Genomic DNA, 21,878 nt, shown 5'->3' with positions numbered 1-21,878 from the left:
GATATACTAAAGAAAAGAAATTATGGAAGAAGGTGTTTTCATTTATGGTATCCATCATCTTATCGCTGAACATCTTATTAGCAATCCCAATTATATTTTTAGAACGACGTGAGCCTTCCTCTACATGGGCTTGGATATTAGTCCTTTTCTTCTTCCCAGTAGGCGGTTTCATACTTTATTTATTATTAGGTCGCAAATTACGTAAAAAGCACCTTTTCCGATGGGAAGGTCGCAAGAAAATTGGGATTGAAAAACTAATCAATTATCAAATGCAAGCAATTGAAGATAGTACGTTTGAATACCGTTTAGATGATGCAGCTCATTATAAAGACCTTATCTATATGCACCTAAGTTCAAATCATGCTGTACTAACACAAGACAACGCTGTAAAGATTTATTCTGATGGTGCTGAAAAATTTAAAGCTTTGCTAAGAGATATTGAAACTGCAAAGGATCATATCCATATTCAATACTATATTTTCAAAATGGATAACTTGGGAAGACATATATACAATGAATTAATAAAAAAAGCAAAGCAAGGGATACAAGTAAGAGTATTATATGATGAAATGGGTTCTAGAGGAGTACACAAGCGACATTTCAAGGAGTTGATAGAGGCAGGTGGTGAGGTGGAAGTATTTTTCCCATCAATCTTACCTCTCATTAATCCCCGTTTGAATTACCGAAATCACCGCAAGCTCGTTATTGTGGATGGTCGAACAGGATACCTCGGCGGATTTAATGTCGGTGACGAATACCTTGGATTAAACAAAAAATTCGGCTACTGGCGTGACACACATTTACGTATAGAAGGAAGTTCTGTACATCCAATTCAAACTCGCTTCATTTTAGACTGGAATCAAGCTTCTGATAACCAGGATATTGAATATTCTGATCGATACTTCCCTACTTTTTCCCGTAAAGGTGAAGTTGGTTTGCAAATAGTTTCTAGTGGACCTGATTCAGAATGGGAACAAATTAAAATCGGCTATGTAAAACTAATTGGTATGGCTAAGAAATACGTTTATATTCAAACACCATATTTCATTCCTGATGATAGTTTTATGGATGCAGTGAGAATTGCTTGTTTATCAGGGATTGATGTGCGTATTATGATTCCTAACAAACCTGATCATATGTTTGTTTACTGGGCAACCTATTCATATATTGGTCAACTCATTAAAGCCGGGGCTAAAATCTATATTTATGAAAATGGTTTCTTGCATTCAAAAATGATCGTCATCGATGATGAAGCCTCTACAGTAGGTACAGCTAATATTGACTACCGAAGTTTTAAACTAAATTTTGAAGTAAATGCATTTATCTATGATCGAGAAACTTCCCATCAATTAGCAGAATTGTTTGAGCAAGATATGCAGTTAAGTACTGAATTAACACCCGAAAGATACGCAAACCGTTCTCGTATAATAAAAATGAAAGAATCCGTATCTCGTCTACTATCACCAATTTTATAAACAATAAAAGCCTTCTGAATTTATGTTCAGAAGGCTTTCCTATTATATAGCATTTTATTTTTCGATTTCTAAGTATTCTTCTAATGTACTGTTATTTTTATAAATATCTTTAGCAATATCTTTACCTACATAACGGAAATGCCAAGATTCATGCATATAACCTGTGACATCTTCTTTTCCTTCAGGATAGCGCATAACAAAACCATATTTATGGGCATTTTTTGCAAGCCATTGCCCTGCTGCAGTTGTACCGAAACCTTCATCGGCAAAGAACTGTTCATTTCCTACCTCTCCAATATCAAAAGCTAACCCTGTTTGATGTTCAGAATAACCAGGGCGAGCACTATACGTATCTGCTGCCTCTTTACCATCCCTATTTACATAATTAGCATACAACTCAACTTGACGATCATAAGAACGATATGTACTAAAAGCATTAAAAGTATATCCTTCAAGTACAGCCGCAGCATTTAATTCTTCAAAGGCTTCACGTGCATCAGGATCTTCACCTGGAGCAAAATCGGCAGGTAAAGGATATCTTTTACTAGCGATTAACAAATCGCTTATATAAGTCGCTTCTTTAGGAAGCTCTTGTCCCTCGATATAACCACCAGCATCACGTACTACTTTTTGTTCATTCTTTTTTTGATCTTGCGTTTTTAAATCCTCTTGGAATGTTTCAGTTTTTTTTGATGATTGTTCATCCTTATTTTCGGCATTTTCATTTCCACAACCTGACATCATTAGCGCGAAAACTGCAAATGAGGCCATCATCTTAAATGGAAATTCGATATGGTTATTTTTACTCATCACAAATCGATACCTATCCTTCTTTTGTATATTTTTCATCATTTTATAGTGATTCTATTGAATTATCAATTACCAGTTCCCTTTTATATAGACGATTTATTTGCAATAATGTTTCGTTTAACAATAAAAACGATATCTAGCAATCGCAAGATACCGTTTCATAATAAGGTTATATGAAATTCACTACTAAAATCGCTAACGTAGCTACACCGAAGAAAATAGACATTCCTCGCATCCATTTAGCCTCTTTTTCAAAACCTTTTTCCTTAAAATCTTTTGCTCTAAATCCATTTGTAACGGTGAACATTAATGTCATGAAGAGTATAGCTACATTAAAATTTTGTTTAATGATAAAATATAGAGCCAATAAACTCGTAATGACAACAAGTACACCCGTAATTTGTTTTGCTTTCAAAGTATTTTCCTCCAAAAAAATCGGGACACTATCTGCCCCGATCATTGTATTACTATTCTGCTGCTTTTTCTGGATGTTGCGAATAGAACTTACGACCAAGATATGTTTGGAATATTAAAATCGCACCGCTGACAGACCAGTAAAGTGGTAATGCTGCCATACTAGAGAATGAGATGAACATAATCATAATTGGTGAAATATACATCATCAATTTCATTTGCGACTTTTGCTGTTCAGGAACAGTCCATAACGACACTTGTGCTTGAACGAAATAAATCGCACCAGCAATCAATGTCATAATAATATCTGGTTTACCTAGGCTAAACCATAAGAATTCATGTGTTTTAACCTCAGTCGAATAAAGGATTGCATAATAAAGCCCCATGATGATCGGCATTTGTATCACTACTGGTAAACAACCCATATTCAATGGATTGACACCATGTTTACGATATAAACCCATCATTTCTTGTTGCAATGCCATTTGTTCTTCTTTTGTTTTTGCTGCTTTCAATTTCTTTTGGATATCATCCATTTCAGGTTTTAACTTATCCATTTTCGTCTTCATACCTTGTTGATGCTTATAGTTTTTAAGCATAAACGGCATCAAGATAAGTCGAATAAGAACCGTAATTAAGATGATCGCCAATCCGTAACTATCTGTAAATAACGTATTTCCAAAGAAATCTAAAACAAATTCCATTGGCTTTACGAACAAGCTATAAAAAAAGCCTTCTTGGTTTTTCACTGAATCACAACCAGCTAGCACAAATGGCGTCAAACCAAGCATTGAGAGTAACCCAAGTTTCTTCTTCAATTTTCTCACCTACAATTTCTCAAACTATAGTGAAGTATACCTTAAATATAAGGTACATATCAAATCAAAGAAGGAGCAAACTATCAATATTTTCAAATATTTCGGTCTGGTAGTTGAAAACGAAAGTACTCATGATTTGGTTGATCCCTAAAGTGCTTAGGAGTCAGCCCCACATACTTCTTGAAAATACGTGTATAGTAGCTCTGGTTACAGAAGTGAAATTGCTCTGAAATATCTGAAATACTTTTATTTGTATGCCTTAAATAATATTGCGATTCCTCTACACGTCTTACGTTCAAATACTCTACCAATGTAATTCCCACATGCTCCTTAAAAATACGCGACAGATGGCTTGTACTGATTGTAAAGTACAAAGCAATATCCTCTACAGATAAGTCTGTCTCCACCTCATCATCGATAAACATAATGACTTTATTGACAGTTTGATGCTTGTAAGAAGGTTGTTTTCTTTCAGAAATCACATAAATATAGAACTCTATTAAATCATCCGCAAACTGCAAAAATTCTGCATCATTCATACGTTGATCAATCATCTCAACGCAAGCGGCGTTAAAGGCAAATGCCTTTTTAGATGGTGCCTGATTTTCAATAAGCTTTCTGGTAACAACTGATGAAAGTACAACAAAATAATGTCTGATTGCTCTGAAAAAGTGCTTCCCAGATCGCTCTGATAATATATCGATTAGACGACGCAAAGATTCCTTAGAAGCTTCAGCCTCTAATTGATAAATCTCTCTCAACAATTGGGATTCAATTTCAAAAAATCTTTCAATACCCTCATAACGGTTCATCGTTTCAATCTCTTGGAAATACCTCTTTGAAATAGCTTCTGAAATAGAATATTGGTGTTGTAGCATATACTCCCCATCTTTCTACAATATGCGCATGTTTTATAATAGACTTTAAATAACTATATAACGAAATTGGTAATATGAAAATAGTTTTATGCCTTTCTAAGCAAAATTTGTAAAAAAATATATTATAGGTCGTTATTCTCACTAATTTTACAGGTGATTTATATATATTATACATAATTTATCCATTAATAATAATTTAAGGGCATGTTTTTGTTTGCATTGGAATATAAGCCACAATTCTTTACAAACTCTTATGACAAAACTATAGTATTAACCAAGCAAAGTATGTACCTTTTGTTTCACCCTAAATCCAACAATAAATTTTTTAAAATTCCAATCAATCTATTTACTTAAATTCCTCTTTAAACTATAGTAAAATGTTGAGAAAGTACTTAAGAATGGAAAGAAACGAGGTAAGGATTTATGGATCCACGATCTATCGAGGAATTGATACAGATTATTAAGGAGTTTTTCCCTGATAACACTTCAATCGTTATTTCAGATACTGAAGAATACTTATATTATCAGCCAAGCAAAAAAGTTGATTTAAAAATCAAACCGGGTGACTTAATCCCTGAAGGTTCAGCAACTCACCAAGCTCTTCGTTACGGACAAAAAATCAATTCATTTATCGAACCTGAAGTGTTCGGCATTCCTTACTATGGAATGAGTATTCCGTTAATGGAAGAAGGGGAAACCACAGGGGCCATTACAGCTATTTTTCCACAAAAGCCATCTCCTTTCCTTACAAACTACATTACGATTAAAATTGATGACTGTTGGTACCCTGTCAAACATAAAGAGGTTATCTATTTAGAAACTCAACTACGGAAGACTTTTGTGAAAACAATGCACAAAGAAGGCTACCATCGATTGAATTTAAGTGATCTAGAGCTTTTCTTATCTCCGGACTCTTTCATCCGTTGCCATCGATCATACATTGTTAATATCGACTTTATTGAAGAAATCCAACCAGATTCTCATTCAACCTTCTTATTAATCATGAAGGATGGGACAAGAATTCCTGTCAGTCAGCGTTACGCAAGCTATTTCCGTCGTTCACTGGGATTCTAAGTAAACATAAGAAAAAGCTGTCTTTTAAGACGGCTTTTTCTCGTTCATGCGCTTTTTTTCTCTTTTTCGCTAGTTTTAAGCCTTTTCATGCTTTTTCCGAGCAAATGTGACAATTCGATGATAATATAAAAAATAGGTATAATCTTCATTCCTGGCTATTTTATAGAAATAGAAATTTTATGTAATAATGATCAAAAAGCATTCATTAAGCAGAGAGGATGATAGTAATGACAGTAAAAATCGAAGAAAGACTTCGTCATGCAGAACTTGCGAAAAAAGTAATTACAGCTGAGGAGGCTGCATCTTTTATTCAAGATGGTATGGCACTAGGTCTAAGTGGCTTCACACGTTCAGGGGATGCAAAAGCAGTACCAATGGCTTTAGTAGAGCGTTCTAAAAACGAAAAGTTCAAAGTTGATGTATATACAGGTGCATCTTTAGGATCAGATATCGATACTATTATGTCTGATGCTGGTATTATTGGTAAACGCGTACCTTTCCAATCTGATAGCGCTATGCGTGGACACATTAACAATGGTGATATGTACTATATCGATCAACATTTATCTATTACTGCTGAGTACTTACGTCAAGGCGCTATGAAAGGCGTGGATGTAGCTATCATTGAAGCAGTAGCAATTACCGAAGATGGTATGTTAATTCCAACTACTTCTGTTGGTAACTCACCAATTTTCGTTAAAACGGCAGATAAAGTAATTATCGAGTTAAACCTTGCTTCTTATCCAGCTCTTGAAGGTATGCACGATATCTACATTCCAGATAACCAAGGTGAACGTGGTCCAATTCCATTGTTAAATGCTTCTGATCGTATTGGTACAATCGGTATTCCTTTAGATTTAGATAAAGTTGCTGGTATTGTCATTACAAATCAAGAAGACTCTGAATCTGCAATCGTACCACCAGATGCTGAAACAGACCAAATCGCTTCTCACTTACTAGGTTTCTTACGTAATGAAATTAAAGAAGGTCGTTTAACTGAAGAACTTGCTCCAATGCAATCTGGTGTTGGTTCAGTTGCAAACGCTGTACTTCACGGTATGTTAGATTCTGAATTCAAAGATTTAGAGGTTTACTCTGAAGTTTTACAAGATGCTGTATTCGACTTAATCGATGCTGGTAAAGTAAAATTTGCTAGTGGTTGCTCTACAACACTTTCTCAAGAGAAAATGGAATCTGTTTATCACAATTTAGAAAAATACAAAGAAAAAGTATTATTACGTCCACAAGAAATTTCTAACCATCCAGAATTAATCCGTCGTATGGGACTAATCGCGATTAATACTGCTCTTGAGCTTGATATTTACGGAAACGTGAACTCAACTCACGTAAGCGGTACGAAAATGATGAATGGTATCGGTGGATCAGGAGACTTTACACGTAATTCTCGTGTTTCTATCTTTGTTACTAAATCATACGCTAAAGGTGGCAAAATTTCTTCAGTAGTACCATTCGTTTCTCACGTTGACCATACAGAACATGACGTAGATGTAATTGTAACTGAACAAGGTTATGCTGATTTACGCGGACTTGCTCCTCGTGAACGTGCAACACTTATTATCGAAAACTGTGCTCACCCTAAATTCAAAGCTGCATTAAATGCATATGTAGAAGAAGCTAATGCACGTGGGGGACAAACTCCTCACGTATTAGAAAAGGCTTTTGAATTCCATACAAACCTTGCTAAACACGGTCAAATGTTAGCTCCAGAACTTGAAGAAGTAAAATAATAATTCAGTTCTAAATTGCTTATTATAAGAGGTTGTTCAAATCTTTGAAATTCCGAAGATTTGGGCTCCTCTTTTTTGTATTCATTGATACAAAAAAAGAGAGCCAACCGCAAATCAATTACGGTTGGCGGTTGGCTTTTACAATATTATTCTTTTTTATCATCTGCAGGCTGTTCTGGATCATCAAATGAATTACCTTGTCCATCACCATGCACTTCAGCATTGTAATATTGAACGCTTGTTAGCGCACCTTCATCTACCATTCTAGAATCACCCTCATCATAAGGGTTCGGGTGTCCAGCTTCAGTTAAATCAGAATAATTGTGTTTTTGCGCTTCAATAAATGAATTAACTTTTACCTTTGTATTATTAAATGCAACTACCGCTTTATCACGGTTTTCTTTTTTTCGGAAATATGCATATGCACCTGCTGCTATACCAGCGATAACTAAAGATTTACCTTTTGCCATTGAACATCATTCCTTCCAATATTTTGTTCCATCATACTATGTTATTTACCTTTTATCCAAATAACTAAACATGACATTTCAATTCACCTTGCAAAATACTATTTTTTTCGTTTACACACCATATCAATATGAGGCAAACATTCCATAATATATTCCTCCGAAACAGCTTCAAACCCAAAAGCACTGTAGAATTTTCGTAAATAGGCTTGAGCTTCTATAAATAGGTCTGCTTCAGGCCAATTGCGTTCTAGAATTGCCATCACTCTTGTTATGAGCTCTTGTGCTAGCCCTGTTCCTCTGGCTTCTGGTAAAACGATTACTCGTCCAAATGAGGCCATTTCAAATTTTTCGCCTGGTGGTAGAACTCGTGAATAAGCAATTAGTTTGCCATCCTTTTCATACGTTACATGTACACAATTTTGATCATGGTCATCCAGATCTGCATAATATGCCTTTTGTTCAACTACAAATACGTTTATGCGTAATTGTAATATGCGGTATAGACCCGTTGTTGTTAACTCGTCAAATGTCTGTTCTTTCCAAGCCATTATATATCACTCCTTAGTATTCATTATTTCATATTTTCTATACCTTTTCGACCCAATCACTGCTAAATAAATAAAAAAATCGGACAATTTAGAAATAGGTTCAAGAATAGTTCATATCACTTTTTTTCACCATTTTCAAAAACAATTTAGAGTTCTCTAAAAACATTCCACCTAGAGATACTAAATATTACTTTCCATCTTATTACTACAATAACAAACGCGTTTCTAGTAGGATTAATTGGTTCATTTCTTGCCATGCTAACGCATAAACAGATTTACGAACCCAATCTTAACCTACAAGAAATACCTAAAGATGTTTACCATATGCTTTTGAATATAGTGGAAGGAAAACTTTTTCACCAATAAATAAAAAGAGCTCTCAGTTTTTTTACTGAGAGCTCTTTTGTTCTATTCATTTACATAAAAAGTATCAATTTCTTCAACTTTTGGTTTTCTTACAAAACTCATGATTGCAGCAATATAAAATAGAATTGCTGTTAGCGAGATAATCCCTGCACATACACCTGCTAATATAAAGAAAGTGCCTGCTACATTTTGTTTATCACTTTTTCTAATATACACAACACCTAAAATGCCAAACACAAGCGATACTACTAATAGAGCAACGCCAAGCCATCCAAATGCATTTAAATAAGTTGGCATATTATCGATGAAAGTAGTTGCCGCTTCAATCTGTCCTGAAGTTAAATTCGGATCTTTCTGCATATCTGACAATACTTCATCTGTGAATGTTGGATCATTCGCAAATGTTGAGATACCGAACATCATTATAGCAAGCGCAATAATTACAATTACATTAAAAACAGAACCAATAATACCTAAAGCCAATTCTCCAGTTCTCTTCATCTAATCACCTCTTAATTATCATTTCTACTTACTATACGGTTTCCCTTTAATTTGGTTTCACTTTTATTAAAAACAGCCCACTAAATATTCAGTGAGCTGTTTCGTTAAACTTAATATTTAATTGTATGAAAGTAATTATACTTTAATGTCATCATATGCGTTTGATTTTTCAAAAGCGGCTACTACATACGTGCAAACAGCTTCAATCTTGAAATCTTTTTCTCTAGCATAATCAGCTGCACGATCTAATAGTTTCTTAGCAACACCTTGTCCACGTAATTTTTCAGACACAAATGTATGGTCAACAACCATAATATCCCCTAATTTCGTCCAACAAATTTCCGCTAATAGTTCATCATTTTCTTTGTACTCAAAAGCGAATTCTTCGTTACCACGATTATTTAATTGAAATTCCATATTACACACCCCTTTTTTAATTTAGTGTAGCACAATTTATTCTGACAGTGTTAGCGGTCGCAATTTCGCTTCAATTTTTTCACGTTGAGGCTCTAAGAATGGTGGCAATGCTAATTGTTCTCCTAAAGTTTCAAGAGGCTCATCTGATGTAAAGCCCGGCTCATCTGTTGCTAATTCAAATAATATACCGTTTGGTTCACGGAAATAAATTGACCGGAAATAAAAGCGATCTACTTTGCCTGAAGTATGGAAACCATGCTCTCTCAATTTTTCTTCCCATAAATCATATTCTTCAAAAGTATTTACTCGGAAAGCAACATGGTGTACGCTTCCTCTACCTGGACGTTCACGTGGAAGGTCTGTTCGTTCTTCAATATGCACTTCAGCACCTGCACCACCCTCACCTGTCGTATAGACAATAATATCTGGCATATTAGGTATTGCTGATGGATATGTTCCCACTTTTTCAAACCCCAAAACTTTCGATAATACGGTTTCAGTTGGCGTTGCCATATGGACAGTTAATGTTACAGGTCCTAACCCAACTATTGCAAACTCTGCTGGTATATCCGTTTCTGTCCATGCTTTTCCATAAGGTACACCTTCCCCATTGTCTACTACAAGCATTAATCGTGAGCCTTCAAAATCACGAAATGTTAAAGTTTGGCGACCGAAGCGCTCCAGCACTTCATCGTGCTCTACTTCTAATTCTTTAAAGCGATTCAACCAATATTGTAATGCTTCTTTAGATTTTATTCGAAAAGCTGTGTTGTTAATACTTGAAACACCCGGATAAGTGCGACCTGCTACTGGAATATCGAAATACGTCATATCTGATCCAGGTGTACCGACTGCATCTGCGTAAAATAAATGATATGAAGATGTATCGTCTTGGTTAACTGTCTTTTTCACAAGACGCATCCCTAAAATTTTTGTAAAAAAATGATGGTTTTTTTCTGCGCTAGCTGTAATTGCTGAAACATGGTGAATTCCTGCTAAATGTAATGACATATCAAATGCCTCCTATTATATAAAAAATCCCTTTAAATATATCTCGATTTCGAGATATTTATTAAACACATATTATCACTCTACTATTTCTATTGCAATTACAATGCTCAGTTAATTTTCCACCACACAAAAAGACTACTTCATACCTTTGGTACGGAGTAGTCTTTTAAATTGGCATTATCAGCACTTAGTTAAAAATACCACTAATGCCGTCCATTATTTTTTGGAAAAAGTTTTTTACACTTGCCCAGAAGCCTGTATCACTATTAATGTCTTCTGAAATGCTACCTAATTTATCTTTTAATGTACTACTTAAGTCTTCTAGTTGACTTCCCCATTTACTAAAATCGATATCTAAGTTACTGATTTTATTCATTAGATCAATTAGTAGTTGGCGATCTTGATCGCTTAAATTAATTTCTAATTTACTAAGTTGTTCGTTTACTATTTTTTCAACGTCTTCTTTTGTTGCTGGTTTTTGTTCTGCAATTTGCTTTTTAATTTCAGTTAATAGTTGGCTTACTTTTTCATCGTCAACACCTGAATTTTGTGCTAAGTCCGTTGCAACAGAAAGCTCTTCATTCGCCACATCTGTACGTTCTGTGTCTAGCTTTTCGCCAGTTGTCACTTCATATGCTTTATAAATACCTACAAGTGCAGAGTGTCCTGTAACTGCTTTAGGAGCGGCTACTTCTACTACAGCGTCCTCAATACCAGCTGTTAACATAGCATTTGCATACATATCTGATGTAACTTGCGTAATATTTTGTGGTGTTACGATATTAATGACTAATCCTGATCCAGCATCTTTACGCGTAATCTTCGCTGATGAATACATGCGAGAACGTGCATCACCATCTGAGATGTATTTCACTAAATCCGCACCTGTTACTGTAATCTCTTCTACTTCCGCTTCACTTGCTACATCTAGACTTTTCTTCACGCTTTCTTTCTCTGTATCTGATAGGTTACCACCATAAACAACGATTGGCACTCCTAATTTTTCATTAATCCCTTTTTTTGTTGAAGTATCAGTTGTGCTTGCAAAACTAATAGATGGTGTTACAACTGAGACTGTTAAAAACATAGCTGTTAAAACGGCTAAAAATTTCTTCATCTCTTCTTCCTCCTTCATATACATGTCATTCATATACATTATTAGAATCGATTTTTTCATAATGATGCGTTCAAGAACAATTATTAGTAATGAGACATAGGAAAACTAATCATGTAACTACATCATTGCATTATTTTGATGGCAATTGCGGTACACTTTAATTTTATTTTCTCACCTCTATGTATTAATACGAAAAAAAGGAGCAAAAAGTTTCTGAAAGTATGGAAACTTTCTACTTCTGCTCCATCAATTTTATTCTTTAATTTCTGTCCAGCCATCTACTTGTGTAATTCGGCCGGCTTTCATTAATGTTCCTAAAGCACGTTTAAATGCTGCTTTACTCATATGGAACATCTCTTTAATTTCCTCAGGCGATGATTTATCTCCGAATGGCATTTTACCGCCAATTTCTTGTAAGTAAGCGAAGATTTTTTCAGCATCATCCGATAGACGTTCGTACTTACGTGGTAACATTGAAGCGTTAATCGTACCATCTTCTTTCACTTCAATTACACGTACTGAGATATCTGTACCAAGGCGAGGCTCTGCATTACGCTCTGACTCGTGTACGAAAACACGATAAGGTTTATCTACGCCAATAAGGAAAGTTCCAACTGGTAATAAACGATACGGTCGAGCAATGATATTTTGGTTGAAAAGTTCTGGTTCTGCATCTTCATACATTTCCAATACCTTTTCTTCTGTTGCAAGGCGTCCGAATAAACCTCCATCACGGTCTGTGCGCAACGTGATGAATAAATGATTACCCGGCTCTGGCCATAGTGGCTTAAGCTTCGGTAAATCTTCCGCCGGTACTAATACTTCTCTTGAAGTACCAATATCAACATAAGCACCATCACGATCTTTTACATGTAATACGCGTGCCCAGCCGAATTCATCTTTATTGATATGAGGTATAGCTGTTGTAGCTGATAGATTTCCTCTACGGTCAGCGAATAAAAATACCTCAATTTTACTATTTAATTCTAAAGGCTCCGTTACTTCCGAAATATTCAGTGGAATATCAACAAAATCATTAGTAAGAATATACTTTGAATCTTGTTTTTCTTTCACAAATAGTTTAACGATATCGCCTGATTGTAATTCTGCCATACATCTAGCTCCCTTCATATGACATATCATTCACTTTGCTGAGTTTTTAACTCCTCAAGCTGTTGAATAAATGTAGGATTTTCTTCCATTACTTGTATAAGATCTGCAATACGGTCTATGGAATTCCAACTCAAATGATGCTCGATTCCTTCAACATCATTGTAAATTCGTTCTTCATCTACACCAATTAGTCTTAAAAAATTCTCTAGTAGATCATGTCGTTCTACTAAACGCTTGCCTAGCTTGGAGCCTTTAGGGGTCAACATGAGGCCTCTATAACGTTCGTACACTAAGTATCCATCTTTATCAAGCTTCTGAACCATTTTGGTAACAGAGGAAGGAAGAACTGACAATGCTTCAGCGATATCCGAAACGCGTGCATAGCCCTTTTGATCAATTAGTAAATATATTTGTTCGATGTGGTCTTCCATACTCGGTGTCGGCATCTCATGTCCCTCTCTTTCCATATCCTACTCTATAGTTTACTACAAGCACTAATAAAACGTAACCTATTACAGAGGATTGTCTTTTAATGTCCAGATTTATGGCTGACAATATGAATAGCATGAATAATTTGTCTATTAATTTGTTCGATACTATCGGGTGTCTTTAAGATAACGTACACTTTCTCACGTTCTTCTTTTGTTGTCACAAAATGATTATCTAAATGATTTAACGTAATAGCACAAATATCTAATTCACATTTTTGACAGCGACAAAATGTTGGATAGTCAGGACCATGAATGGTAAACGACACAAGTCCCCGCACGATTTCTTCAGTTACGTTCAACAATTGTGCTTCTTCTGTAACTGGCGAAGGTTCCGTTTGTTCCGTCATATTATCTCTCCTTCAATTACTTCCGACAATTCCCTTATGTTTAGGTTTTTAATAAGGGGGAATTGTTTATGCATAACAACAAAAGGGGTGTTCCTAATGGGGAAACTGCTATGGTGGATTATCAGTATTTTAATCGTAATTTGGGTATTTAGCTTACTTTTTAAAATCGGCGGCGGTCTCATCCACATTATCTTAGTTCTTGCAGGTATTCTGTTCTTCGTTCAGTTACTGGCAGGAAGGAAATCATTATAACATTCGAATGCCAATGCGTAAACGCATTGGCATTCGTTTTTTATTGTGTTTTCGCGTATATACAAGTATCTCGCAGTGCTTTACCGTTAGCAGAAAGTGAATCATTTTTAAAGATGCCCTCTAACTCGTACTGTGCTCGTTCAGCAACAGCCCGACTACGAATATTTTCAGTATCACAACGAATTTCTATACGTGCTGCGTGTAATTCTTCAAAAGCAAACTGTGTAATTCGCTCGACTGCTTCTGTCATATAGCCTTTACCTTCAAACCGTACATCCAACCAATAGCCAATTTCAAATTTCGGAATATCCCAATCGATTTTGTGTAAACCAGAACTGCCTATAAACTCCCCTGTTTCTTTCAAAAATATATGCAATCTTAATTCTTTTCTAGCTAAAAAATCTGCAATAGCTAGTCGAATATTCTCTCTTGTCTCTTCAGATTTAGGCAAATTTTGCGCCCAATGCATATACTGTTTTAATGAATTTGCTGATTGAATAATCGAATCCCAAACTACTTCGGCATCTTCCATAAGAGGCATACGTATAATCAATCTTTCAGAATTAAATGAGTTAGGGAAATCCCAGTTTTTTTCGAAACGAACTTCCTCTTTCACTTTTTCATCGTCCCAACTAACAGGCGTTGTTTTACCTTCAAAAAAGTCTTCACGAGTGATGCCGTATGTGACAGCATCGTAATATGCATACTCTTTTGGCACAAACCATGCCTGTCTTAAATGTGCTTCTTTTAAGAAACCAGCACGCTCAAACGTTTTGCGCATGGGGAAGTTATCTTGTCGTGTATGCCCTTCAAGACGAATTTTCTTTTCAGGCATACGAAATACATAATCTGATATAAGTCTTAATGCAACAGTTCCATGCCCTAATCCTCGCCAATTCTCCGCAATACGTAAGTCAAAAAGGGGTATTTCATCTTGTAGATCATAGATTTTCACCATACCTACCTTTTCACCTTCATCGCTTTCTAACCAGAACGTCTTCACATCTTCTGATTCGTAACCACCCTCATCAATCGCCTTTTCAATTAGTTCACGACCAGGATGAGAATTGACGTGATATGGCCACGTATTCATCGTCATAAAATGAATTAACTGTTCCTGTTCCTCCATTGTCCACTCTATTAGTTTCACAACACTCGACCTCCGATTACACGATACCGTTATTTCTGCATGCGCATTAAACGTAACGAATTTAATACTACTAGTAGGGTTGCACCCATATCTGCAAAGATAGCAATCCAAAGTGTCAACCATCCTGGAATTATTAGAAGTAACGCTATCAATTTTAGCCCTAATGCAAACATAATATTTTCTTTAACAATTCGCAACGTTTTTCGACTAAGTCTTATCGTATATGGCAACTTTTCAAGATCATCAGCCATTAATGCGACATCAGCTGTCTCTAATGCCGTATCTGTACCAGCACCACCCATCGCAATACCAACTGTTGCATTTGCTAAAGCAGGAGCATCATTTATACCATCACCAACCATAGCTACAGAACCATACTGTGACTGTAATTCCTTCATTGCTTGTAGTTTATCTTCAGGTAATAGTCCAGCACGGATATCTGTTAACTGAAGCTCCTGTGCTATCGCTCGAGCTGTGGGCTCAGCATCACCAGTTAGCATGACAGTATGTGCAATACCATTGGCGCGAAGTTTTTGAATAACACTTACACTATTACTACGAACTTTATCCGCTATTGCTATAGAACCAAGAAAAGTTTCCCCAGACATTACAGCAATGACAGACTTCCCTTCTTTTTGAAGATTGTTAATAGCTGATTGCATAGCTTGAGGAACACTTACGGTGTCTTGAATCCATGTTAAACTCCCTACAGAAATACGTACACCCTCTATTTCTGCATACGCTCCCTTACCTGTAACAGATTGGAATTGCTCAGCAATAGCTGGTTGTACCTTATGTTCTTTAGCATATTGTAAAATCGCTCGAGCTAATGGATGCTGTGATGACTGTTCCACTGCAGCTACTAAACGAATCAAAGTTTCTTCCGTTATATGATCGGCTACTAATACATTTGTTACTTCAGGAACGCCGTTCGTTAATGTACCTGTTTTATCAAACGCAATTGCTTTTAAACGCCCCAGTTGCTCTAGATGAACTCCACCCTTTATGAGAACTCCTTGTCTTGCTGCGTTTCCAATTGCAGTAACGATAGCCACTGGGGTTGAAATAACAAGTGCGCATGGGCAACCTACTACTAAAACAGCCAATCCTTGATAAATCCAGTGATTCCAATCTCCCAAAAATAGTGGTGTGACAAATGCCACTAATAGAGCGATTAAAATAATCAGTGGTGTGTAATATTTTGCAAACTGATCTACAAACTTTTGGGCAGGAGCTTTTTCTGCCTGAGCTTCTTCTACTAAATGAATAATTTTCGCAATCGTTGTATCTTTTACATGCTTCGTAACAACAATTTCTAAAGCGCCCTCTTCGTTCAATGTTCCAGCAAATACTTCGTCACCTGTTTCTTTCTTCACTGGAATGGATTCACCCGTAATTGGAGCTTGGTTAACACTTGAAATACCACTTTGTACTTTACCGTCCATGGCAATCTTTTGACCGGGTTTTACAATTAAAATATCACCAATTAGAATGTCCTCTGTAGCAAGTTCTACTAATTGATTTCCTCTGCGTACCATTGCGGTTGCTGGTGCAATATCCATCAAACTACTAATTGACTGTCTCGCTTTATTCATTGAATACGCTTCTAATGCCTCGCTAACAGCAAATAAAAAGACAACAACTGCCCCTTCTTGCCATTCACCTATTATTGCAGCTCCAATAATCGCAATCGTCATTAACGTTTTCATATCAAATTCTAACCGGAATAAATTTTTAAATCCTGTTTTGAAAATATCGTATCCACCAATCACTATGGCTAATAAAAATAGCGCAATTGCTGGTAAATAATCATCGCCTTTAAAAGATGCTACGAAATAGCCTGCTAAAACGAATATTAAAGAAATACCAGCTAAGATATTTTCTTTCTTTTTAAAAAAGGGGATATTCTTCTCAATCCTTCTATCATCTGCACGTTTAACTTTTATACCATCAAAAGCACCTGCTTCTTCAAGTTGCTCTATTGATACTTCTCCTATAACAGTGAGCTTAGCTGCCCCAAAATTCAATTGTACGTCTTCTACTGTAGAGATATTTTGAATGTTTTTCTCAAACTTTTGTGCACAACTTGCACAAGATAAATTCTGCAATCGATATTCCTGTTGCTCACTTTTCTTCAATGCAATCCCCTTCTTTCGAATGTTCATAAGCAATTTTCACAAGCTGTTCAACATGGTCATCCGCAAGTTCATAATAAATTAGTTTTCCTTCGCGATGCGATTTTGCTAAAGAATTATCACGTAAATAGCGTAAATGATGTGAAGCCGTGGCCGTAGATGAACCTATAATGGCTGCTACATCACAGACACACAATGATTTTTCAATTGTTAATGCATATAAAATCTTTAGTCGTGTTTCATCTGAAAATGCTTTAAAGAATTGGGCTAACTTCTGCAATTCAGGAATTTGACTTTGTACTCGCTCTACCGCTTCTTCATGTACTTTAGTTACTTCACACATGTCTTTTTGCATTTTGCACCCCTTCATTCAAACATCCATTTGATTGTTGATAACAGTATACATTTTTTACATATATTATTCAAATGTCTGTTTGATTGTTAAAGACATTTTCCCTATTGTCCATTTGCAGAATATTCAATATAATTAACAGAAAGATTGTTAGGAGAGATTAGTTATGAATAAAGGGCGATGGAATGCTATAACGGATGTCCCAAATGTACATATTGGCCATGTAACACTACATAAAAAGATAGATGAAGTAGATACAATTTGCACTGGTGTAACAGCCATCTTACCTCATAACCAAAATCTATTTGAACAAAAAGTACCTGCTGCAAGTTTTGTATTAAATGGGTTTGGTAAAACAGCAGGTCTTATACAAATAGAAGAGTTGGGGGTATTAGAATCACCTATCATGCTAACAAACACATTTAGTGTTGGTGCAGTTTTAGAAGGCACTTTGCAGCATATGTTGCAAGAAAATCCGTCAATTGGAGATTCTACTAGTTCACTTAATATTGTTGTCGGAGAGTGTAACGATAGTCATTTAAATAGTATGCGTTTAATGGCAGTTAGACCAGAGCATGCACAAAATGCAATCCAACACGCTGAGAGTGGTCCTATTCAACAGGGAGCTGTGGGTGCTGGTAAAGGTATGATTTGTTACGGTGTCAAAGGAGGAATTGGTTCCTCTTCTAGAATTGTAGATAACGAAGATCAACCATATACAGTTGGAGTATTATCCTTAACGAACTTTGGTAATGCCCATGAATGCAAATTCGCGAACTGGCAACAAGAACAAATCGACAAACCAGATGGTTCAGTCATTATCGTTGTCGCTACCAATGCTCCAGTTGATGCACGTCAACTAAAACGCTTGGCTAAACGTGCTTCCATTGGCTTAGGTAGAACAGGTACACATATCCATAATGGTAGTGGTGATATTATTATCAGCTTTTCAAATGCATATACAATTCCACACACATCAAATTCATTGACTGAAGAATATTCAATATTACGCGATGATACAGACGTAATGAATAACCTTTTCCAAGCAGTGATTGAAGCAACTGAAGAATCTATATACCAATCTTTACTACATGCTGAAGCGACAACTGGACGGAAGAATCGCATGATTAGCAAAGGACAATTATAAAAAGGAAGCTTGGCATTTTTGCCGAGCTTCCTTTTTATATTATGCGAATATTTGCCATCCAAGGGTTAGGAAAACAATTCCAACAAATAATGTGAGTACTGGATACAATAGCATTGCACGATAATCACGTTCTTCTATTAATTTTACAACGTCAAAAGCAAATGTAGAAAATGTCGTAAATGCTCCTAAAAAGCCAATTGTGAAGAATGAAGAAAGCTTCGCTTGCTCCGCTCCTAAATGTAAAGCCATCCCCATTAATAGCGAACCAACACTATTCACAAGAAAAGTGGCTATAAAAAAGGGTTGTTCTTTATGCTTCATCCACTCTATCACACCATAGCGAGTGATAGCACCGAGGCCACCACCTGCAACAATTAATAGCCAAATCATAATCGTTCACCTGCTTTTACTTTTGGTGCTGTACATAAGTAACCAAAAGAGGCTAAAGCAACGCAAACAGCTGTCATCATAATTGCATATAAGATAGCTAATAACGTGTTAGTTTGCATGAGAGCAAACCAACTCGCAGAAAAAGTGGAAAATGTCGTAAATGCTCCTAACACACCTGTTGTTAAGAGAAGTCGCAATGAATTGGATGGTTTATTTCGAATAAATAGCCCGTTTAGAAATCCTAATACGGCACTTCCCATACCATTGACAACCCACAACATCCATTCAGTGGGCACTGTTATAGTCACACTATAGCGAAGTATTGCCCCTATCATACCACCCAGAGCGACCGATATTATTTCTACCATTAATAAAACACCTTCTATGTTATTGAGCCTTTAATAATAAATTCTTACCATTAGGCACATCACCTGTAATAATGGTTTCATGATACTTACCATTCGCCCAATCGTCAACTTGATCGTTATACCACTCAGATTTTATATGACCACTTTGTCCAGGTCCCACAATATGATACCCCTTCGATAAGTCGCTTAAATCTGCAACAAAACGCCAAGATGCGCCGTGATTTACATTACCATTTTCTTTGTTTGCTGCTGCTTGTACTGTAAATTTAGAACCGCCGATTGGTACTGGCTTTGGATTAAGTAATTTTGCTAGAATTGGAGAAGCTGCCGATAATGGGTGGTTAAATGTTAACTGATGATAATCTCCCCATTGCCACTTCTTGGCGTTTTTACCGAATTCAGCTTCAATATCTTGAATCGTCCTTTGAAAGGAATTGTACATAAGCTTATCAATACCACCTGCTTTGGTCACCCATGCACCTTGTTTTCCTGCAAAGGCCTGACGCATAATTTCATCTGTAATATTGTATTTACCAGGCATCATTTCGTACACATCTTTTGGTAAATTATCTTCAAACAATTCCTTCTGAACATTAATAATCCACAAGTTAAAAACTAACGGGGCACCAGATTCTTTTGAATCGACTTGATTCCAGTCCTCCATCATTTTCAAAATGTCCTTATATTCTTTTTTACTATCAACTTGTTTTACCGAGCCTAGCATATCTTTCAAAAACTCACCTGCATACAAGTCCTTCTGATCCATTTGCAAGTTTTGCATATCTTTTACTGTTAGCTTATTCTTGCTTTCTAGCACTTCAGAAATTCGTTCATAACGATATGGCTGTGCCCAAAAGTCCGAAATATGATATGGATATTCGTCACCGACTACTTCATTATTCGCTGTTGCAATAAAGCCTTCAGCTGGATTCACGACTTTTGGTAATTTATCGTAATCAATATACCCTTTCCAATCATATTCTGCTGAGTCTCCTGGAACCGGTAGCTGCCCATCACCTTTTTTACGAATTGGAATTCGACCATTCGCTTTATACGCAATCGTACCGTCCTCTGAAGCAAAAACAAAATTTTGTGCTGGTGCTTGGAAATCCTCTAAAGCTGTTTCGAACTGCTCCCAATTTTCAGCACGGTTCATATTCAGTATCGCTTGTAATTCTAGCGTTGGTTCTAGCGCGGTCCATTGCATAGAGAAGACTGCAGTTGGTTCTTCCTTCTTAAATGCTAAATCTGAAATAATTGGACCATGTCTCGTTTCTACAACTTCAAAGTCTATCGTTTTACCACCTTTAATTTTGATTGGTTCATCTCGTACCGTAGCCTTTTCCCATTTGCCTTCATATTTATATTCAGTCGCATTACTTGGATTTGGTGTTTCGATATATAAATCCTGTGCATCTGGACCAACATTCGTCACACCCCATGCTACCTTCTCGTTATGTCCTAAAATAATACCAGGTATCCCCGCAAAAATAACTCCACTTACATTTTGAGTTGGAGACTCCAAATGCATTTGATACCAAATAGATGGTGTACTTAAACCTAAATGAGGGTCATCCGCCAATAATGGCTTTCCTGACTCTGTTTTACTACCAGATACAACCCAGTTATTACTACCGTTAAATTCATGGGGTAGTAGCGATGCATCGAATTGTCCTGCAACATTTACAGGTGTGTTTTTATTTGCTGCAATAATCGATTTCGCATTTTCTGGATACTTAATGAATAACTCTTTAGCCTCTTCATCTGATAAATTGTTTAATGCCCAGTGTCTAAACGCTAACATATCCCAATTCCCGCCTAAATCATAGGCCATATATTTACCAATTGTTAATGAATCCACTGCTGTCCATGGTTCTGGTTCATATCCAAGCAAACGAAACTCATAAGATAAAGTACCCTTTTTCTTTGCTTGTTCTATAAATGAATTTACACCTTCTGCATACCAAGCTAAAACTTGCTTAGCCTCTTGTGAATAACCCGCTTCAGATTTTTCGGCAGCAGATCTCAAACTAAATGTACGAAAGAATTTATCCGTATCTACCGCAGACTCACCGACAACCTCTGCTAGTCTACCGCTTGCTTGTCTTCTCGCTAAGTCCATCTGGAATAGTCGATCCTGAGCTTGCACAAATCCTTGTGCTCGATATAAATCTGCATCTGTTTTAGCTGTGAGGTGTGGTACTCCTTTGTCATCTCTTACTACTTTCACATTTTCATCCAATACTACTACTTGCATTTCGCCATCTATTTTTGGTTTAGAATTCCCTATGTAACCATTAACAAAAATAAGTGCTCCACATGCAATAAGTATTAACCCCCCTATAGTCCAGCTTAGCCATTTCCATAATCGAACACGCTCTTTCTCTTTGACCATAATTCCGCCTCCCCTTACTCCTACTATATTCGGCTCCCGAAGTTTTTTTCCCTTTTAAATAAAATAAAAAACCACGCTTTTTCGACAAAAG

At 36.3% G+C, this 21,878-nt stretch carries 24 protein-coding genes; 5 read left to right on the top strand and 19 right to left on the bottom strand.

Annotated features, from left to right (window positions below):
- Positions 1-44 precede the first annotated feature (44 nt).
- Entirely contained in the window at positions 45-1,475 is a 1,431-nt protein-coding gene (gene cls / locus ACQKM9_RS18405; protein ID WP_427735843.1) for a cardiolipin synthase, read from the top strand.
- Positions 1,476-1,529: 54 nt separating this feature from the next.
- On the opposite strand, the gene ACQKM9_RS18400 is transcribed toward cls, so the two are convergent.
- The 4 genes from ACQKM9_RS18400 to ACQKM9_RS18385 form a co-directional block, all read right to left on the bottom strand.
- Positions 1,530-2,285 (bottom strand): M15 family metallopeptidase, encoded by a 756-nt coding sequence (locus tag ACQKM9_RS18400; protein WP_427735842.1) that lies wholly within the window; start codon positions 2,283-2,285, stop codon positions 1,530-1,532.
- Between the two features lie 169 nt (positions 2,286-2,454).
- Complete coding sequence (locus tag ACQKM9_RS18395) at positions 2,455-2,700, bottom strand: hypothetical protein (RefSeq protein ID WP_053419194.1); 246 nt, start codon at positions 2,698-2,700, stop codon at positions 2,455-2,457.
- Between the two features lie 52 nt (positions 2,701-2,752).
- Complete coding sequence (gene yidC, locus ACQKM9_RS18390) at positions 2,753-3,517, bottom strand: membrane protein insertase YidC (RefSeq protein WP_427735841.1); 765 nt, start codon at positions 3,515-3,517, stop codon at positions 2,753-2,755.
- A gap of 92 nt (positions 3,518-3,609) precedes the next feature.
- The gene (locus tag ACQKM9_RS18385; protein ID WP_427735840.1) at positions 3,610-4,395 is read right to left on the bottom strand and encodes a helix-turn-helix transcriptional regulator; all 786 of its coding nucleotides are present in this window, start codon (positions 4,393-4,395) and stop codon (positions 3,610-3,612) included.
- A 423-nt stretch (positions 4,396-4,818) separates the two neighbouring features.
- Between ACQKM9_RS18385 and ACQKM9_RS18380 the strand changes: the two genes are divergently transcribed.
- Together ACQKM9_RS18380 and ACQKM9_RS18375 are read left to right on the top strand one after the other, a co-directional pair.
- The gene (locus ACQKM9_RS18380; protein ID WP_427735839.1) at positions 4,819-5,469 is read left to right on the top strand and encodes a LytTR family DNA-binding domain-containing protein; all 651 of its coding nucleotides are present in this window, start codon (positions 4,819-4,821) and stop codon (positions 5,467-5,469) included.
- Between the two features lie 227 nt (positions 5,470-5,696).
- Complete coding sequence (locus tag ACQKM9_RS18375; RefSeq protein ID WP_427735838.1) at positions 5,697-7,217, top strand: acetyl-CoA hydrolase/transferase family protein; 1,521 nt, start codon at positions 5,697-5,699, stop codon at positions 7,215-7,217.
- Positions 7,218-7,363: 146 nt separating this feature from the next.
- Here the strand turns inward: ACQKM9_RS18375 and ACQKM9_RS18370 are convergent, their stop codons facing one another.
- From ACQKM9_RS18370 to ACQKM9_RS18330, 9 genes are all read right to left on the bottom strand, one after another.
- Complete coding sequence (locus tag ACQKM9_RS18370) at positions 7,364-7,687, bottom strand: hypothetical protein (protein WP_427735837.1); 324 nt, start codon at positions 7,685-7,687, stop codon at positions 7,364-7,366.
- 98 nt (positions 7,688-7,785) lie between these two features.
- On the bottom strand, positions 7,786-8,235 hold the full coding sequence (locus tag ACQKM9_RS18365) for a GNAT family N-acetyltransferase (RefSeq protein ID WP_427735836.1): 450 nt from the start codon (positions 8,233-8,235) through the stop codon (positions 7,786-7,788).
- A 408-nt stretch (positions 8,236-8,643) separates the two neighbouring features.
- Positions 8,644-9,102, bottom strand: coding sequence for a DUF4064 domain-containing protein (locus tag ACQKM9_RS18360; protein WP_427735834.1), 459 nt, complete (start codon positions 9,100-9,102; stop codon positions 8,644-8,646).
- A 135-nt stretch (positions 9,103-9,237) separates the two neighbouring features.
- Positions 9,238-9,519, bottom strand: coding sequence for a GNAT family N-acetyltransferase (locus ACQKM9_RS18355; RefSeq protein WP_038186025.1), 282 nt, complete (start codon positions 9,517-9,519; stop codon positions 9,238-9,240).
- Between the two features lie 36 nt (positions 9,520-9,555).
- Positions 9,556-10,530, bottom strand: a complete 975-nt coding sequence (locus ACQKM9_RS18350) for a ring-cleaving dioxygenase (protein ID WP_427735833.1) — start codon at positions 10,528-10,530, stop codon at positions 9,556-9,558.
- Positions 10,531-10,717: 187 nt separating this feature from the next.
- Positions 10,718-11,647, bottom strand: coding sequence for a DUF1002 domain-containing protein (locus tag ACQKM9_RS18345; RefSeq protein WP_427735832.1), 930 nt, complete (start codon positions 11,645-11,647; stop codon positions 10,718-10,720).
- Positions 11,648-11,899: 252 nt separating this feature from the next.
- Entirely contained in the window at positions 11,900-12,760 is an 861-nt protein-coding gene (locus ACQKM9_RS18340) for a CvfB family protein (RefSeq protein ID WP_427735831.1), read from the bottom strand.
- Positions 12,761-12,786: 26 nt separating this feature from the next.
- A complete protein-coding gene (mntR, locus tag ACQKM9_RS18335) occupies positions 12,787-13,206 on the bottom strand; it encodes a transcriptional regulator MntR (RefSeq protein WP_427735830.1) in 420 nt (139 codons plus the stop codon).
- 83 nt (positions 13,207-13,289) lie between these two features.
- A complete protein-coding gene (locus ACQKM9_RS18330; RefSeq protein ID WP_427735829.1) occupies positions 13,290-13,598 on the bottom strand; it encodes a late competence development ComFB family protein in 309 nt (102 codons plus the stop codon).
- Between the two features lie 96 nt (positions 13,599-13,694).
- Between ACQKM9_RS18330 and ACQKM9_RS18325 the strand changes: the two genes are divergently transcribed.
- Complete coding sequence (locus ACQKM9_RS18325; RefSeq protein ID WP_427735828.1) at positions 13,695-13,850, top strand: lmo0937 family membrane protein; 156 nt, start codon at positions 13,695-13,697, stop codon at positions 13,848-13,850.
- 40 nt (positions 13,851-13,890) lie between these two features.
- On the opposite strand, the gene ACQKM9_RS18320 is transcribed toward ACQKM9_RS18325, so the two are convergent.
- Genes ACQKM9_RS18320 through ACQKM9_RS18310 form a run of 3 tightly spaced genes read right to left on the bottom strand, consistent with a single transcriptional unit; the run spans position 13,891 to position 17,490 of the window.
- On the bottom strand, positions 13,891-15,000 hold the full coding sequence (locus tag ACQKM9_RS18320) for a GNAT family N-acetyltransferase (protein WP_427735827.1): 1,110 nt from the start codon (positions 14,998-15,000) through the stop codon (positions 13,891-13,893).
- Between the two features lie 29 nt (positions 15,001-15,029).
- Positions 15,030-17,165, bottom strand: coding sequence for a heavy metal translocating P-type ATPase (locus ACQKM9_RS18315; protein ID WP_427735825.1), 2,136 nt, complete (start codon positions 17,163-17,165; stop codon positions 15,030-15,032).
- Entirely contained in the window at positions 17,125-17,490 is a 366-nt protein-coding gene (locus ACQKM9_RS18310) for an ArsR/SmtB family transcription factor (protein ID WP_427735824.1), read from the bottom strand. The genes ACQKM9_RS18315 and ACQKM9_RS18310 overlap by 41 nt, the downstream gene beginning before the upstream one ends.
- Before the next feature lie 163 nt (positions 17,491-17,653).
- On the opposite strand from ACQKM9_RS18310, the gene ACQKM9_RS18305 reads away from it, so the two are divergent.
- Positions 17,654-18,634 (top strand): P1 family peptidase, encoded by a 981-nt coding sequence (locus ACQKM9_RS18305; protein ID WP_427735823.1) that lies wholly within the window; start codon positions 17,654-17,656, stop codon positions 18,632-18,634.
- Positions 18,635-18,673: 39 nt separating this feature from the next.
- Here the strand turns inward: ACQKM9_RS18305 and ACQKM9_RS18300 are convergent, their stop codons facing one another.
- From ACQKM9_RS18300 to ACQKM9_RS18290, 3 genes are read right to left on the bottom strand one after another with little or no spacing between them, the layout of a single operon-like run.
- Positions 18,674-19,024 carry a fluoride efflux transporter FluC gene (locus ACQKM9_RS18300; RefSeq protein WP_427735822.1) on the bottom strand — a complete coding sequence of 117 codons (351 nt, stop codon included), beginning with the start codon at positions 19,022-19,024 and terminating at the stop codon, positions 18,674-18,676.
- A complete protein-coding gene (locus tag ACQKM9_RS18295; protein ID WP_427735821.1) occupies positions 19,021-19,392 on the bottom strand; it encodes a fluoride efflux transporter FluC in 372 nt (123 codons plus the stop codon). Before ACQKM9_RS18295 ends, ACQKM9_RS18300 begins: the two co-directional genes overlap by 4 nt.
- A 19-nt stretch (positions 19,393-19,411) precedes the next feature.
- Positions 19,412-21,787: a penicillin acylase family protein gene (locus ACQKM9_RS18290; protein WP_427735820.1), complete on the bottom strand. Its 2,376-nt coding sequence runs from the start codon at positions 21,785-21,787 to the stop codon at positions 19,412-19,414.
- Positions 21,788-21,878: the final 91 nt, after the last annotated feature.

Source organism: Viridibacillus sp. NPDC093762 (genome assembly GCF_050279675.1).
Classification (GTDB): Bacteria; Bacillota; Bacilli; order Bacillales_A; family Planococcaceae; genus Viridibacillus.
This window is presented reverse-complemented; position numbering and strand designations above follow the sequence as displayed.